Origin of the sequence: Bifidobacterium polysaccharolyticum (genome assembly GCF_016101585.1) — a bacterium.
Lineage (GTDB): Bacteria > Actinomycetota > Actinomycetes > Actinomycetales > Bifidobacteriaceae > Bombiscardovia > Bombiscardovia polysaccharolytica.
In genome coordinates this window covers 481,181-496,014 of the sequence record NZ_JACFQG010000001.1, presented here as the reverse complement: position 1 = coordinate 496,014, position 14,834 = coordinate 481,181, and the positions used below count along the sequence as shown (strand labels likewise).

Below are 14,834 nucleotides of genomic sequence, written 5' to 3'. Positions count from 1 at the left end.
TCCCCTGTGTAGGTCAGGGCGGGGGATTGATACGCCTCCTGGCCTCTTTTATTCGGGCGAAGCGTGTGACAGCTGTTGCTGTTCTCTTCGGTGACGGCGGGATGCCAGGACCCCGCCCATGCCGGTCATGCCGGTGGTCAGGGCGAGCAGGATGCCTTCCCCTCCGGCCTGGGGGAGTACGCCCGCAGGCGTGTACGTGTATTTGAGGGATGTGTCCGGCTGCTGGGGTGCACCGCACAGCGTATAGTCTACGCTGACCGTGACCGTGCTCGGCAGGTGTTCGGGCGTGGTCACGGTGACGCTGTTGCCATCGCCGCTGGTCAGCCCTGATACGGGGGTCTGGTCGAACCAGACATCAGTGATCACCAGCTGCAGTTTGAACGCCACCGGCACAGGAACACTCGAGCTGCTAGTGGTGCCGTCGCCGAGCCGTCCAGAGTCGTTGCGTCCCCATGCTTTGGTGTTTCCGTCCGTGTCGATGGCCAGCGAATGCTGGTCACCGGCGATTATTCGCACGGCGTGCAGCCAGGGGCCGGCCTTGCTCGAGGACTGCTCGGAGGCGAGCACCTTCACAGGGTAGGAATAGTAGCCGCTGGTTGCGTTGTTGCCGAGCTGGCCCTTGTCATTGTTTCCCCAGGCGTAGGCGTATCCGTCGCTGCCCACGGCCAGCGAATGCTCGTATCCGCCGTCCACCTGCGTGGCTCGCAGTCCTTTATCATCGTCATTAGGGCTGGCGGGGTCGCGCACGTGCACAGGAACAGTTGAATCCGTTGTGCTGTTGTTGCCGAGCTGACTACAGTAGTCGAATCCCCAAGCGTAGGCGTATCCGTCGCTCCCTACAGCCAGCGAATGAGAGTACCCGCCGCTGATCTGGATGGCTTGTAGTCCTTTGCTTGCGTCCTCGGGGCTGGCGGGATCGCGCACCCGGACAGGAACAGGATTCGCATTCTCGCCGCTGGTGCTGTTGTTGCCGAGCTGCCCATTTTTGTTGTATCCCCAGGCGTAGGCGTAACCGTCGCTGCCGATTGCCAGCGAATGCCTCCATTCCGCGCTCACCTGAATGGCTTTCAGTCCTTTGCTTGCGTCAGCGGGGTCGCACACGTGCACAGGAACATCAGACGGATGGTTGTTGTTGTTGCCGAGCTTGCCATACTCGTTGTATCCCCAGGCGTAGGCGTATCCGTCGCTGCCCACGGCTAGCGAATGAGAGTATCCGGCGCTCACCTGTACGGCTTGTAGTCCTTTGCTTGCGTCCTCAGGGCTGGCTGGGTCGCGCACTCGAACAGGAACAGGATTCGCATTATTGCCGCTGGTTGTGTTGTTGCCGAGCTGGCCATACGGGTTCCATCCCCAGGCGTAGGCGTATCCGTCGCTGCCTAAGGCCAACGAGTAATAGCTTCCGGCGCTGACCTGCACGTAGGTGAAATCCGCCGGCAGGTCCGTATACGTCTTACGATCAGGCTTCTTCACCATGACTGGTGTATGCCGGCTGGTGGTCGTGCCGTCGCCGAGCTGGCCATACCTGTTGTCGCCCCACGCGTAAGCGTTCCCGTCACTGCCCACAGCCAAGGAAAAACCATAGGGAATACTGCTGTCGTTTTTTGATCCGCTGACTTGGTTGAATCTGACGCCTCGACTCGTGTTGTCAGGCGGGGTGATGGTGGTGGTTTCGTTGCCCAGCTGGCTGCCCCTGTCGGGGTTGATGGTCCATCTGCCTGGCGTCCATTTGGCGGTGAGGGTGAGGTTTTGGGTGACGGGTGTGCTGAAGTCGTAGGCGGTGTTGCCTGTGAACCATCCGTCGAACTGGTAGCCGTCGCGTACCGGGTCGGGTGAGGGTCGTTTGGCCCTGCCGTACGGGTAGGGGACCTGCTGGTCTTCGGGCTTGGTGTTTCCCTCTTCTGTGTCGAAGGTGACTGTATGGGTGGAGTCTGTAGTGGCGTCTCTGGTCAGGGTCTGGTCGACCGTGTAGTCCAGGCTCTTGGTGAAGGGCTGGCTGCCTTGCCTGCCGGTGATCGTGATGGCGGCTGGTCCGGGCTTGCGGGCGGGCATGTCCGCCTGCCAGGCGTCGCCGGTCTTGGTGAGTGTGAGCGGCTGGCCGTCCAGGCTGGCTGTTTCCAATGTGGGCGCGGTGCTGGTGTCGAGCTTGGATGGCTTGCCGGGTTTGCCCTGAGCGTCCAGGCTCCACGTGAACAGGCGGCCCTGTTTGTCTATGGCGGTGATCCTGCCGTCGGCTTCGGCGGCCTGCGTGTAGGCTTGGCTGCCGTCGTCCGCGCGCACGGGTTTGCTGCCGGGCTTCCAGGCCCAGACTTGGCCGTCCTTGCCGGTGATGACGGCCTGGCTGCCGTTGGTGGTGATTGAGCGGGCTTTCATACTTTCCGGCAGGCTGGCGGCTGTTATTTTGGTCGAGCCGTCGGCCAGGTACCAGGCGTGCCCGTCCGCGTCCTGGAGGATGAACCCCTGGCTGAGAGCGTGGGCTTGGATGATGCGCCTGCCCTGGCCCTGCATGACGCGTTCGGGTTCGGCTTTTCCAATCTTGCTCGTCTCCCAGGTCCAGGCCTGCCCGTCCGCGTCCACGATGAGGATCCGTTTGTCGGAGGCGACGGCGGTGACGGCCTGAGAATGCCCGGGCAGGCTGGCCGTGGATTGTTCGGTGAATTCCGGGGTCTCGTCCTGGCTGCCGGCCTGGAAGGCGTGGATCCGTCCCTGCCGGTCCACCGCCAGCAGCTGGTCATCGTGCATGCTGATGCTGGTGAACCCGGTGTTCTGATCAGTGTTGAGGATCACGGGTTCAGTCTGTCCGCTGTTCCAGGTGTAGACCTGCTGGTCGGATCCGAGTGCGGCCCGCCAACGGCTGCCGGCTGCGGCCTGCAGGTAGTGGAACCCTTCGGCAGCCTGGGTGGGGAAGGGCACCTGTTTGGGAGTGCTGTCTTTCGTCCATGTGTAGATGCGGCCGTTGCCGGTCAATCCGACTGTCGGGCCGCCTGCTGTGTGGATGCTGACGTAGTACGGCTTCTGCAGGCCGGGCGGGCTGATGGTCAGACGGGTGCCGGAGGCGGGCCCATGGTCCGGGCTCAGCGTCCAGTCCGTGGTTTTCGACCACTGGGCTTTCAGGGTCATATCCTGGAGGACCGGGGTTTGGAAGTCGTAGGGCTGGCCGTCATGCGTCCACCCGTCGAACCGGAAGCCATCACGTACAGGGTTGCGTTCCGGAGGGGAGGCGAGAATCCCGGTCTTCACGCTCTCCTGTGTCGTCTTGCTCCCGTCGGCAGGGTCGAAGCGCACCATATGCGAGGCTTGATCATCCGTCTGATCGGATGGCTTGTCTGAAGCGGAGTCTGTGTTTTCTGGTGTGCCCGTCGGCGATGACGATGTTGTAGCGCTCGGCGTGGGGTTCAGCGGCGAGGCGGTTTCCAGAGGCGAGGGCGAAGGTAGGGGGGTATTGGTTGCGCTGCTGGGGGGAATGGCGGGGGTTTGCTCAGCTACGCGAGGGCCTGATCCGGCGGGTGCAGGAGCGTCCGCTTGGGCGGATGCGACGCCCAGGCCCGCCAGCAGGCCCAGCAGGACAATCATCATCGCACAGATGCGACGCAGACGGGAAACCAGACGCATGACACCAACCCCCCACCGGCACCATGCAGAATCAGCGCCGTTTGCCTCCTAAAGTTCTGCCTGTCGGAAGCCCTTCTGCCTGCCGACGTAAGATGTGTATCAGATTGCGCGAATCCCGGCGGAAGCCAGTCGTCTCTCGACATCCCGCCCTTTACCCTACCACCAAGACAACAGATAATGTGCGAGTTGTAAATGCATAAAGTGCATAAAGTTAGGCGTGTGCAGCAGCCGCCAATCGATAAAGTCGTGATTGGCATTTTTCCATCTTGCCTGCCAGCTAGAATAAACACAACACGTCGCGACCTTCGATTGGTCGACAAGGAGTATGCCTATATGACAGGAAACGTCACCGATACCGTCATCACCCTCAACAACGGGGTCAGCATCCCCCAGCTGGGGCTTGGGGTCTTCCAAACACCCGACGGCGAGGCCACCAGCCAGGCCGTCACCTGGGCCCTGCAGGCGGGCTATCGCCACATCGACACCGCCATGATCTACGGCAACGAGCAGTCAGTGGGGGAGGGTCTGCGTCGCTCTGGTGTCGACCGGCGGGATGTCTTCCTGACCACCAAGCTTTGGAATGACGACATCCGTGCGGGACGCACCAAAGAGGCTTTCAAAGAGAGCCTGGACCGGCTGGGTGTGGACTACCTGGACCTCTACCTGATCCACTGGCCCGCCAAGGGCTGGCAGCAGGCTTGGGAGGACATGGAGGAGCTCTACACCCAGCGGCGGGTGCGGGCCATCGGGGTCTGCAACTTCCAGAAGCACCACCTGGACGAGCTGCACACCATCAGCGGCACCAAGCCGGCGGTCGACCAGATCGAGTCCTCGCCCCAGTTCGTCAACGACGACCTGATCGACTACTGCCATGGCACCCTGCGCGTGGATGTGGAGGCCTACAGCCCATTGGGAGGCACCGGCGGCAACCTGCTGGCCGATCCCAGGCTCAAGACCATGGCCGAGCGCTATGACCGCTCCCCGGCGCAGATTGTGCTGCGCTGGCACCTGCAGCGTGGGGTCATCGTCATCCCAAAGTCCACCCACAAGGAGCGGATTGAGCAGAACGCGCAGGTTTTCGACTTCGAGCTGAGTGATGAGGATATGAAGGCCATCACCGCCATGAACAGGGACGAGCGCACAGGCGCGGATCCCGACAACTTCGACTTCTGAGTGATGGTGGTACAGGAGGAGACCCGACCTTGAAGGCGGGGCCTCCTCCCGGGACCCGGCAGAAGCCCCAACCCTTCCACCTGGCCTGATTCCTATGGTAAAGGATTTGTGAGGATTCAGCTAATCGTTATTCCCACTGATGGCTTCGTCGTCGGACTCCTGCTCCTGGGGCGAACCTGAAATGTCTCGGTGGATGGACTGCATCTGCACCTCGATGTTCTGCAGGGAGCGGGCGCAGTCCAGCAGGGTCTGCGAATGTTCGGCCAGGCGGGCGTCTGGCAGGTCGGACTTGTAGCGCAGCTGGTGCTCCAGGGAAGCCCAGTAGTCCATGGCGATGGTGCGGAACTGCACCTCGACCGGCGTGTAGTGGGGACCAGAGGTCAGGAAGACCGGCACGGCGTAGATGACGTGCAGGCTGCGGTAGCCGTTCATCTTAGGGTTGCGGATGTAGTCCTTGACCCTCAGCACCTGGATGTCCGACTGGTCGGAGAGATAGCGGGAGACCGAGTAGACGTCGTCCCGGTAGTTGCAGATGACGCGCACGCCGGCCACGTCGAAGATGTGATCGCGCACCGAGGGGATGGTGACGGGCAGGTTCTTGCGGTGCAGCTTGCCGATCAGGGAGTCCACGCTCTTGAGTCGACGCTCCATGTGGTGGATGGGGTTGTGACTGAACCGGACCTGGAACTCGGTGTCCAGCACGTCCAGCTTGGTCGAAATCTCGTACATGGCCCCCTCGTAGGTCTGCATGAGATTGACGAATTCCGTTATCTCGTCGATGTCCAGCTTGGGACGGTCCTTTTCGTCCAAGTCTGACAGTCGCTGCTTCATTTCGGATGCGCTCATGGCACTGTTACGGTCAAGTATCACATGAACCTCCCATGCCGCCGTTCGTAACCAAGACTCATGGTACGCACAGGCCCCGATGGCCGCGGGACCCGACCTGCGCATACAATCATGGCTTATGGAAGCAGGCGAGGGTATGAGCGTGACCGCTCAGCGTAAGGACAGCAGGGGCGTCTACTATGTACGGACCCTGGGCTGCCAGATGAACGAGCACGATTCCGAGCGGATCGCCGGGGTGCTCCGGGACCAGGGCTACCAGCAGGCTACGCCCGAGCAGGTTCGCGCGCGCGAGGTGGATGTGATGGTGCTCAACACTTGCGCCGTACGCGACAACGCCACCCAGCGCATGTACGGGACCATCGGACGCTGGCACAGGTTCAAGCAGCACAAGCCCGACACGCGCATCGCTGTGGGCGGCTGCATGGCCCAGAAGGACCGGGAGCGGATCGTAAAGGCGGCGCCCTGGGTGGATGCGGTCTTTGGCACGAGGGACATTGGCTCGTTGCCCGGCTTGCTGGACAAGGCTCGCAGGGACGGGCGACCCCAGGTGGGGGTTTCTGAGGAGTTGCGGGATCTGCCCGGGAGGCTGCCGGCGGTCAGATCCTCGCGCTCGCAGGCCTGGGTGTCCATATCGGTCGGCTGCAACAACACCTGCACCTTCTGCATCGTGCCCTCCGTGCGCGGGCGGGAGCGGGACCGGTCCATGGACGACATTCTGCAGGAGGTTGAGGACTGCGTGCGATCCGGGGCCCGCCAGGTGACTCTGCTGGGGCAGAACGTAAACTCCTACGGCTGGTCCACGGGGGATCGCTACGCCTTCGCTCGGCTTCTGCGCGCCTGCGGCCAGGTGCCTGGGCTGGAGCGGATCCGCTTCACTTCGCCCCACCCTGCGGCCTTCACCGACGATGTGATCGCGGCCATGGCCGAGACGCCCACAGTCATGCACCAGCTGCACATGCCCCTGCAGTCGGGCTCGGACCGGATTCTGCGGGCCATGAGGCGCTCCTACCGGTCCCAGCGTTTTCTGGACATACTTGACAAGGTGCGGGCCGCCATGCCCGATGCCCTGATCACCACCGACATCATCGTAGGTTTCCCCGGAGAGACCGAGGAGGACTTCCAGGCCACCATGGATGTGGTGCGCCGGGCGCGCTTCTCATCGGCCTACATCTTTGAGTATTCGCCCCGTCCGGGCACGCCGGCCGCGCGCATGCCCCAGTTGCCCAAGGCCGTGGTTCAGGACAGGTTCGAACGGTTGCAGGCCCTGCAGGAGTCCATCACCATGGAGCACATGCAGGCCTTCCTGGGCAGGCAGGTGGAGGTACTCATCGGCGACGGGCACGGTCGGCATGACGGCAGCACCCATCGGGTGACCGGGCATGAGCGCACCGGCGTGCTGGTCCACGTCGGCGTGCCCAAGGGGATGCCTGCGCCAAAGCCCGGGGACCTCGTGACCTGCACCGTCACCCAGGCCGGACCCCACTATCTGATTGCTGATCCGGATCCCCAGGTAGGTCAGGTTTATGACATCCGCTGAACCGGAGCAGCCTGCCGGGGAGGGGCCACGTATCGTCTCTATCGTGGGTCCCACGGCCTCGGGCAAGACTGACCTGGGCGTGGCCCTGGCACAAGCTCTCCAAAAGCGCGGGCAGGAGGCTCAGATCGTCAATGCCGATGCCTACCAGATGTACCGGGGAATGGATGTGGGCACGGCCAAACCTTCGGCCCAGGAGCGGCAGGCGGTGGTCCACCACCTGATCGACATCATCGAGCCGGAGGAGGCCATGAGCGTGGCCCGCTTCCAGACCATGGCCCGGTCCCTGATAGCTGACCTGCGGGCGCAGGGAATCAGGCCAATCTTGGTGGGCGGATCCGGGCTCTATACCCGGGCTGTCATCGACGATCTGTCCTTCCCCGGCACCGATCCGGCGGTCAGGGCCAGGCTGGAGGAGCGGGCCCAAGAGGAGGGCCCCGGCCTGCTCTTCCGCGAGCTCCAGGACCGGGACCCGGAGGCTGCGGCCCGGATGGATCCTAGGAATGTACGGAGGACCGTGCGGGCTCTGGAAGTCATGGAGATTACCGGACGGCCCTATTCGGCCAGTCTGCCCCGATACCGCTACCTGCTGCCCGCCCTGCAGCTGGGACTGGATCTGCACCGGGAGGAGCTGGACCACAGAATCGACCAGCGTACCCAGGCCATGCGCGATCAGGGGCTTGTTGACGAGGTGCGAGGGTTACGCAACCGCCTGGGGACTACGGCCTCACGCGCCCTGGGCTATCAGCAGATTCTTGACTACCTGGACGGCCGCACCGACCTGGATGCCGCCTTCGAGCTGATAGCGCAGAAGACCAAGCGCCTGGCCCGCAAGCAAATGGGCTGGTTCGGCAGGGATCCGCGCATCCACTGGCTGAATGCCCTGGCCCCGGACCTGGCTGAACAGGCCCTGGACCTGGTGGACCAGTCCGACCGAGGCTGCTTCGACCAGGCGGATGCTCAGGCCGACCAATCGGACAAGGGGAGGGTGACCAGACACCATCTGGGCGCGCTTTGACTTCAAGTACTTGAAGTTCCTAGGCTGGACGAGTATGACCACCATCATGCAGCCTCAGGCTGAAACCCAGACCCCTCAAATTCAGGTCAACCAGGAATCCGGGCCTTGGTACACCATCCGACAGGCCTCGCTCATGTCGGGAATGCCAGAGACCACTCTGCGCTATTACGAGACCATCGGCATCATTCCGCCCATCGCCAGGGATCCCTCAAGTGGCCACCGCTGCTACAACCAGAAGGATCTGGACCTGTTGGAGACCATCTCCTGCTTGAGCGCCACGGGCATGTCCCTGGAGCACATGCGGGAGTATCTGGGCAACCGCGCCGGGGGAGCTGAGACCGCCGGAAGGCAGATTGAGCTCCTAGCCGAGCAGGGACGGCGGCTGAGCCAGCAGATGGCCGACCTGCGCGCACGGAAGCGGTATGTGCAGCTCAAAATAAAATACTGGGGGCACATCCGCGACCACGACCAGGCTGGGGCGACAGAACTGATCAACCAGAGTGCCCAGATCATCGAGGCCGCCAAGCGCAGCGGTAACGAGCGGCTGGCAGGCTGAGGCTGTCGGCTCAGTGGGCTGGGCCCTGGTCCCATCCGGCGATCAGAAATATCCTGGTTGGGTTGACCGGACGGACCATGCCCGCAATCAGGGCCTGCAGGTCGTCGGTGCTGCACCGGAGCGCTCGCTGGAGGGCCCGGCGGTGGGCGGTCGGATCGGCCCGTCCCCAGTCCAGGTCCCAGCCGGCATCGTGGGAAAGGCGCGAGAGGAAGATGCGCAGGGTCATACCGTCACAGTCGGCGAAGGGATGCAGGTAGGAGAGTTCATCGTAGTAGTGGGCCAGGCGCTCAACGAAGACCGGGCGGTCCAGGCTGGCCAGGTTGCGTTCGGTAGCCAGTTCCTGACCGATGGCTGCTGCTCCCTGCTCCAGCATGGATGCCGGGTACAGACTGGCGTCGTCGTCTGGTTGAGATCGGCGCAGGATCTGTTCTTCTGACAGGCCGGGCAGCAGTCGGCGGTGGATGGCCCGCAGCTCTGCGAGATCGCCCTCAGTCGCCCAAGGCCGCTGACAGACCAGGATGGTCCGCAGAAAGAGGGCATCCGTCGGGGCATTCTCCCCGGCGTTCTTGCTGCCACCTTCGGCCTCCAAGCGTCGGGCCTGATCGGCCAGCGCCTCGGCCTGCCTTCTGCCCGCCATAAAGTCGCTGGCCACCTGAAGGGCCCAAGGACCGGGCTGACGGTCATCCAAAAGCAGGTTGCGCAGGGCGAAGGCCACGGCGCTCTGACGTTCGGCTGGTGTCATGCCAACGATGCTAGCCCTGCAGGCCCACGTCTGGAAGAGTTGTGCACACTGATCGGTCGGGCCCGACGCGGACTGGGGTTCTGGGTAGGCTGAAGGGGTTATGACACGTAAGCAGCAAGCAGACGCACGCGGTCGCGGCCGGACCACATCCAAGGAGAGCCAGGACTCGGAACCCTTCTGGCACAAGGCCTTGCTGGCCCTGCCCCGGGGCTTGGGATCCCTGGTGCGTGCGGTGGCCGGCAAAAACGGCGACAACTCCGCCTACCGCAAGGACGGGCTCTGCTTCGTGCTGGTCATTCTGGCCGTGCTTTTCTGTGCCAGCGAATGGTTCCGCGTCAACGGCTTCCTGGGGCGGGGACTGCACGCCCTGGCTGCGGGCGTTCTGGGACTCTGCAGCATCATCCTGCCGGTGGTCCTGCTCTTTGCAGCCTTCCGGCTGGTCTGTTACACCGGGCGCGAGGCCGGCAACCTGCCTGTGGTGGGCGGTCTCATGATGGTGCTCTGGTCGGTCTGTTCCATTCTTGACGTTCTCAAGGCCTCGGATTATCGGGGCTTCGACATGAAGGCCATAAGTGATTCAGGTGGCCTTCTGGGGTTTGTCCTGGGATCGCCCCTGGCCTGGGGGCTGTCCAAGGTCTTCGCCGTCATCATCTTTGTCCTTGTGGCCATTTTCGGTCTCTTCATCACCTTTAGATTCCATATGAGCGACCTGATGGCCTGGCTGCGAGGCAAGAGGACCAATGCCTCCAGCTCGGCTTCCGCGCCGACCGCTCCCAACGAGGTCAGGCTGGGGGATGACACCCTGCCCCTGGCTCCCGGCGTGCCCATCCACCAGGAGCCGGATCAGGAGGTTGCCAAGGACTCCGGCCGGGGCGGGTTGGCAGGATGGTTCAGTCGCTTGCTGCATGGCCGTATCGGCAAGGATACGGACACCCATCTTGAGCGTTACGAGGCTGATGAGCCCTTCTCCCAGGCGGCTTCGCTGGAGGGGGCTGACCAGGGTGATCAGTTGGTGCAGGGTCCCGAAGCCGACCAGGTGTCCACACAGAACATGCCTGCGGTGGAGGCCCCGGCTACGGCCGCCCTTCTGGATGCCAGGGAGCAGGGGCACCCCAAGGTGGATGCGGCCGCCCTGTCCGGCGTGGGAGCATCGGATCCATGGGCCGCTGCCGCAGCTGCAGCCGACACCGTGCAGATGGAAGCCCAGACCGCTCCGGGAGCAGGGGACCAGACCCAGGCTGCCGACGCTTCAAGCTCCTCCGATGCTCGCCAGGTAGACGAGAGCCGGCCCTATGTACTGCCCAGCACGGACCTGCTGGTCAAAGGCAAGCCTCACGCTGTCAGGACCTCGGCCAACGATGCGGTCATCAAGGCCCTGCAATCAACCTTCCAGCAGTTCGACGTGGACGCCAAGGTGGTGGGCTTCCTGCGCGGTCCCTCGGTCACCCAGTACGAGGTGGAGTTGGGCCCGGGCGTCAAGGTGGAGAAGGTCACCAACCTTCAGCGCAACATCGCCTACGCGGTGGCCAGCTCGGACGTGCGCATCCTCTCGCCCATCCCCGGCAAGTCGGCCATCGGCATCGAAATTCCCAACGTGGACCGCGAGATCGTCCACCTGGGCGACGTGCTGCGCTCCGACAAGGCCCAGCAGGACGACAACCCCATGATGACGGCCGTGGGCAAGGACGTGGAGGGCCACTATGTGACCGCCGACTTGACCAAGATGCCTCACCTGCTGGTGGCCGGTGCTACGGGTTCGGGCAAGTCAAGCTTCATCAACTCCATGCTGGTTTCGCTGATCATGCGGGCCACGCCGGAGCAGGTCCGCCTGATCATGGTGGACCCCAAGCGCGTGGAGCTGAGCGCCTACGCCGGCATTCCCCACCTGCTCACGCCCATCATCACCGAGCCCAAGAAGGCCGCCCAGGCCCTGGAGTGGGTGGTCAAGGAGATGGATGCCCGCTACGACGACCTGCAGTTCTTCGGATTCCGGCACATCAAGGACTTCAACAAGGCCGTGCGCGAGGGCAAGGTCCACGCCCCGGCCGGTTCCAATCGCAAAGTAGCCCCTTATCCCTACCTGGTCGTGGTCGTCGACGAGATGGCTGATCTGATGATGGTGGCCAAGAACGACGTGGAAAGCTCCATTCAGCGGATCACCCAGCTGGCGCGTGCCGCCGGCGTCCACCTGGTCCTGGCCACCCAGCGGCCTTCAGTGGATGTGGTCACCGGCCTGATCAAGGCCAACATTCCCTCCAGGCTAGCTTTCGCCACATCTTCCTCCACGGATTCCCGAGTCATTCTGGATGCCACTGGCGCTGAAACCCTGATCGGCCAGGGCGATGCCCTCTTCTTGCCCATGGGCCAGGCCAAGCCCACCCGTGTCCAGGGAGCCTGGGTTTCTGAGTCCGAGATTCGCAAGGCGGTGGATTATGTGCGCACCCAGCGCAAGCCCCACTACCGCGAGGACATTGAGCAGATGGCCGATAAGGCCGACCACAAGAATGAGATCCAGGAGGAGATCGGCGACGACATGGACGAACTGCTCCAGGCGGCCGAGCTGGTGGTGACGACACAGTTCGGATCCACCTCCATGCTCCAGCGCAAGCTGCGTGTGGGCTTCGCCAGGGCAGGGAGGCTGATGGACCTGCTGGAGTCGAGGGGAATCGTAGGGCCATCGGAGGGTTCCAAGGCCCGTGAGGTGCTCATTCAGCCGCCGCAGCTGCAGCAGGCTCTGGCCTTCATCCGCGGTGACGCCACCTCCATGGATTCCGCCCCGGATGAGCAAGCGCAGGGCTGAACATTGGTCCAAAAAGCTAGGCCTGGTCTACCGTTATGATGAAACTGCCGCCCGGCAAGTATTGTTGGACGGCCCGAGCGCACCAGTATCGCGTATAAGGAGTGGCAATGCAGGAGCATGCCGAGTCAGAGACCGGTCGTGAGAGGCGCAGGCTTCTCGAAGGATGGAATTCACCCCCAAATCTGGTCACCTACACCCGTATCCTCCTGGTCTTGATCTTCATCGCCCTGGATCTGATGGCTGGTCCCTGGGGGGAGCGCAGGCCTGGTATGCGGTGGACCGCCGCAGTGCTCTTCATCCTCGCCGCCTCGACCGACAAGCTGGACGGGTGGCTGGCCCGCCGGTACAATCAAGTGACCGAGCTGGGTAAGCTCATGGATCCCATCGCCGACAAGTTGCTGATCTGCTCGGCGCTAGTTGTGGCATCCGTCTTCGGCGAACTCTGGTGGTGGGTCACCCTGCTCTTCCTGGTGCGGGAGCTGGGCATTACCCTGCTGCGGGTTCTGGTCATCAATAGGCAGGGACGGGTCATCGCCGCTTCCCAGGCTGGCAAATACAAGACCTTGTTTGAATGTATCGGTCTGGGCATGCTCATGGTGCCCCTGTCGCCGGTCTGGCCCTGGTACCTGGTGACCACCCGCGTGGTAATTCTGGTGGCCCTGGCCCTCTGCCTCTATTCAGGAGCGGAATACGTGATAGGGATGCGGCGATGATTGGCAAGAGCATGCAGGGCCGCTGCGATGACCTGGCTGGAAGGATTATCGACACCTGCCGTGATTCGGGCCTGTTGCTGGCCGTTGCCGAATCGCTGACCGGGGGGCTGCTGGCCGATGCTTTCGTCAGGATCCCCGGCGCATCAGACGTCTTCCTTGGGTCAGCCGTCACTTACGACATCGCCGCCAAGGCTGCCATCCTCAAGGTGGATCAGGACCTGCTGGCCACCCAAGGCGCAGTTCATCCACGCGTTGCCCAGGAGATGGCCGAGGGCACGGCCAGGCTCTACACCCGGCCAGGGCACGAGGACACGGTTATCGGTATGGCCACTACAGGTGTAGCTGGTCCGGGTCCTGATGGGGATGATCCTGCCGGACTGGTCTACATCGGTCTGGCCCTACCAGTCCGGGTGATGGGTGGCCGTATGGAGACTGGCCTTCAGTCCCATGCCTACCGGACCTATGCTTATGAGTTGCACTTGGATGGCGACCGGGAGCAGGTGCGCAGGGGCACGGTCATGAGGATTCTGGACCAGCTGGATCGGGCCCTGCATTCGCGGGGCTGAGGGCATGATGTGGTAAGTTGCTTTTATGGCTTCCGCAAGCCGATGTCGGGTCTTGCGCTTGCAGTATTTGCTGTAGCCGGCAGGCCCGGGGCAAGAGGCTAGCTGTATTGAGCCATCCCTCCTGGCTCTGGTCTTTCGCATACGTGACTTTGGTCACAAAACGGGCCTTTCGGGTTCCTCCCCTGGAATAATCTTTGGGCTCGTCTGTTGGTCATTGCGTAAGAAGTTGAACACGATAATGGCGAAAGGGGCTGCTATGGCCAGCACCGAGACCGTGATGACTCGAACCAACAATACCTATGATGTCAAGCCAGCCGCACCCGGAGTGGAGCGCAATGCGCGGGTTCGTGATCTGACACCCGCCCAGCGTCGTGCCGTTGTCTTCGCCCAGCAGCAGGTGATTCGTGCCAAGGCCGCTAAGAAGGCCAAGGAGGAGCGCCAGGCCAACCTGAACAAGATGTGGATGGAGGAGGACGGCATGGAAGCCAGCCGTCAGCGGGCAGCCTCCGCCAACGACGGCCGTGCCGTCACCCACACCGTCTCTCTGCGCGAGGCCCTGGGCCACGTGCTGCGCGAGCTGAGGACTAATGATCACAAGACCCTGCGTGAGGTCAGCGAGAAGGCAGGCGTCTCCCTGGGCTACCTGTCCGAGGTGGAACGTGGCCAGAAGGAGGCCAGCTCTGAACTGTTGAGCTCCATCGCCGACGCGCTGGGCTTGGGTGTGCCTCAGACACTGCGGATGGTGGCGGACTATCTGGAGTCCACTCAGGAGTAAGCACGTCCGATCCGGCTGGTTGATCCGGCGGACCGTTCTTGAGGGCGTCCGGTTCTTATGAACCAGGCGCCCTCTTCTGCTGACTGTCGGTTGCTACCGTAGAAGGGGTGTGACAAGGTGGGCCTTGGACGAAAGGTGATGTCGGGTGCGTGAACGGGAATTCTGGCAACTGCTGGAGGAGGTCTTTGGCCGGGTCTACGGACGCAGTCTGGCCCGCGACCAAAGGCTGACTGCCCTGGATGCCATGACCGTTATAGAGGCCCTGGATGCAGGCGTGGAGCCGCGCGTAGTTTGGAACGTGCTCTGCGATCAGATGGAGATCCCAGACTCCCGCCGCTGGGGGAAGGACCACAATGCGCCGCCCTTGCCGGCAGCCTGATCAGCGGGTTTTATCCTCCGCGAATTTATTTCCTGCTCCAGGCGATTTTCGAACATTTGTTCGCATGGTCGGGTATACTGATACCCATGGTCCGGTGACCATCGGCACGTTCGACCACATCGG

General features: G+C 62.9%; 12 protein-coding genes. 9 read left to right on the top strand and 3 right to left on the bottom strand.

From position 1 onward, the window contains the following. Positions 1 to 48 precede the first annotated feature (48 nt). Positions 49 to 3,609 (bottom strand): RCC1 domain-containing protein, encoded by a 3,561-nt coding sequence (locus H3T90_RS02005; RefSeq protein ID WP_198229414.1) that lies wholly within the window; start codon positions 3,607 to 3,609, stop codon positions 49 to 51. Between the two features lie 333 nt (positions 3,610 to 3,942). Between H3T90_RS02005 and H3T90_RS02000 the strand changes: the two genes are divergently transcribed. Continuing rightward, positions 3,943 to 4,782: an aldo/keto reductase gene (locus H3T90_RS02000; protein WP_198229413.1), complete on the top strand. Its 840-nt coding sequence runs from the start codon at positions 3,943 to 3,945 to the stop codon at positions 4,780 to 4,782. Positions 4,783 to 4,902: 120 nt separating this feature from the next. On the opposite strand, the gene H3T90_RS01995 is transcribed toward H3T90_RS02000, so the two are convergent. Further along, a complete protein-coding gene (locus tag H3T90_RS01995; protein WP_046322765.1) occupies positions 4,903 to 5,613 on the bottom strand; it encodes a GTP pyrophosphokinase in 711 nt (236 codons plus the stop codon). Between the two features lie 151 nt (positions 5,614 to 5,764). On the opposite strand from H3T90_RS01995, the gene miaB reads away from it, so the two are divergent. Genes miaB through H3T90_RS01980 form a run of 3 tightly spaced genes read left to right on the top strand, consistent with a single transcriptional unit; the run spans position 5,765 to position 8,736 of the window. Further along, a complete protein-coding gene (gene miaB, locus H3T90_RS01990; protein ID WP_232350486.1) occupies positions 5,765 to 7,165 on the top strand; it encodes a tRNA (N6-isopentenyl adenosine(37)-C2)-methylthiotransferase MiaB in 1,401 nt (466 codons plus the stop codon). After that, positions 7,152 to 8,180 (top strand): tRNA (adenosine(37)-N6)-dimethylallyltransferase MiaA, encoded by a 1,029-nt coding sequence (gene miaA, locus H3T90_RS01985; protein WP_198229411.1) that lies wholly within the window; start codon positions 7,152 to 7,154, stop codon positions 8,178 to 8,180. Before miaB ends, miaA begins: the two co-directional genes overlap by 14 nt. Before the next feature lie 34 nt (positions 8,181 to 8,214). After that, positions 8,215 to 8,736 (top strand): MerR family transcriptional regulator, encoded by a 522-nt coding sequence (locus H3T90_RS01980; protein WP_198229410.1) that lies wholly within the window; start codon positions 8,215 to 8,217, stop codon positions 8,734 to 8,736. 10 nt (positions 8,737 to 8,746) lie between these two features. Here H3T90_RS01980 and H3T90_RS01975 read toward each other — a convergent pair whose 3' ends face one another. After that, positions 8,747 to 9,478 carry a Fic family protein gene (locus H3T90_RS01975; protein ID WP_198229409.1) on the bottom strand — a complete coding sequence of 244 codons (732 nt, stop codon included), beginning with the start codon at positions 9,476 to 9,478 and terminating at the stop codon, positions 8,747 to 8,749. A gap of 100 nt (positions 9,479 to 9,578) precedes the next feature. On the opposite strand from H3T90_RS01975, the gene H3T90_RS01970 reads away from it, so the two are divergent. The 5 genes from H3T90_RS01970 (at position 9,579) to H3T90_RS01950 (ending at position 14,711) form a co-directional block, all read left to right on the top strand. Beyond that, complete coding sequence (locus H3T90_RS01970; protein ID WP_198229408.1) at positions 9,579 to 12,278, top strand: FtsK/SpoIIIE family DNA translocase; 2,700 nt, start codon at positions 9,579 to 9,581, stop codon at positions 12,276 to 12,278. A gap of 107 nt (positions 12,279 to 12,385) precedes the next feature. Next, entirely contained in the window at positions 12,386 to 12,991 is a 606-nt protein-coding gene (pgsA, locus tag H3T90_RS01965) for a CDP-diacylglycerol--glycerol-3-phosphate 3-phosphatidyltransferase (RefSeq protein WP_110425110.1), read from the top strand. Positions 12,992 to 13,002: 11 nt separating this feature from the next. Continuing rightward, positions 13,003 to 13,557: a CinA family protein gene (locus tag H3T90_RS01960; RefSeq protein WP_198229578.1), complete on the top strand. Its 555-nt coding sequence runs from the start codon at positions 13,003 to 13,005 to the stop codon at positions 13,555 to 13,557. A 256-nt stretch (positions 13,558 to 13,813) separates the two neighbouring features. Further along, positions 13,814 to 14,332, top strand: a complete 519-nt coding sequence (locus H3T90_RS01955; protein ID WP_110425112.1) for a helix-turn-helix domain-containing protein — start codon at positions 13,814 to 13,816, stop codon at positions 14,330 to 14,332. A gap of 145 nt (positions 14,333 to 14,477) precedes the next feature. Then, positions 14,478 to 14,711 carry a DUF3046 domain-containing protein gene (locus H3T90_RS01950; protein ID WP_024627845.1) on the top strand — a complete coding sequence of 78 codons (234 nt, stop codon included), beginning with the start codon at positions 14,478 to 14,480 and terminating at the stop codon, positions 14,709 to 14,711. Positions 14,712 to 14,834: the final 123 nt, after the last annotated feature.

Excerpts from the sequence above, each read along its gene's own strand:
- H3T90_RS02005 (WP_198229414.1), bottom strand. The coding sequence starts at position 3,609 with ATGCGTCTGGTTTCCCGTCTGCGTCGCATCTGTGCGATGATGATTGTC.
- H3T90_RS02000 (WP_198229413.1), top strand. The coding sequence starts at position 3,943 with ATGACAGGAAACGTCACCGATACCGTCATCACCCTCAACAACGGGGTC.
- H3T90_RS01995 (WP_046322765.1), bottom strand. The coding sequence starts at position 5,613 with ATGAAGCAGCGACTGTCAGACTTGGACGAAAAGGACCGTCCCAAGCTG.
- miaB (WP_232350486.1), top strand. The coding sequence starts at position 5,765 with ATGAGCGTGACCGCTCAGCGTAAGGACAGCAGGGGCGTCTACTATGTA.
- miaA (WP_198229411.1), top strand. The coding sequence starts at position 7,152 with ATGACATCCGCTGAACCGGAGCAGCCTGCCGGGGAGGGGCCACGTATC.
- H3T90_RS01980 (WP_198229410.1), top strand. The coding sequence starts at position 8,215 with ATGACCACCATCATGCAGCCTCAGGCTGAAACCCAGACCCCTCAAATT.
- H3T90_RS01975 (WP_198229409.1), bottom strand. The coding sequence starts at position 9,478 with ATGACACCAGCCGAACGTCAGAGCGCCGTGGCCTTCGCCCTGCGCAAC.
- H3T90_RS01970 (WP_198229408.1), top strand. The coding sequence starts at position 9,579 with ATGACACGTAAGCAGCAAGCAGACGCACGCGGTCGCGGCCGGACCACA.
- pgsA (WP_110425110.1), top strand. The coding sequence starts at position 12,386 with ATGCAGGAGCATGCCGAGTCAGAGACCGGTCGTGAGAGGCGCAGGCTT.
- H3T90_RS01960 (WP_198229578.1), top strand. The coding sequence starts at position 13,003 with ATGCAGGGCCGCTGCGATGACCTGGCTGGAAGGATTATCGACACCTGC.
- H3T90_RS01955 (WP_110425112.1), top strand. The coding sequence starts at position 13,814 with ATGGCCAGCACCGAGACCGTGATGACTCGAACCAACAATACCTATGAT.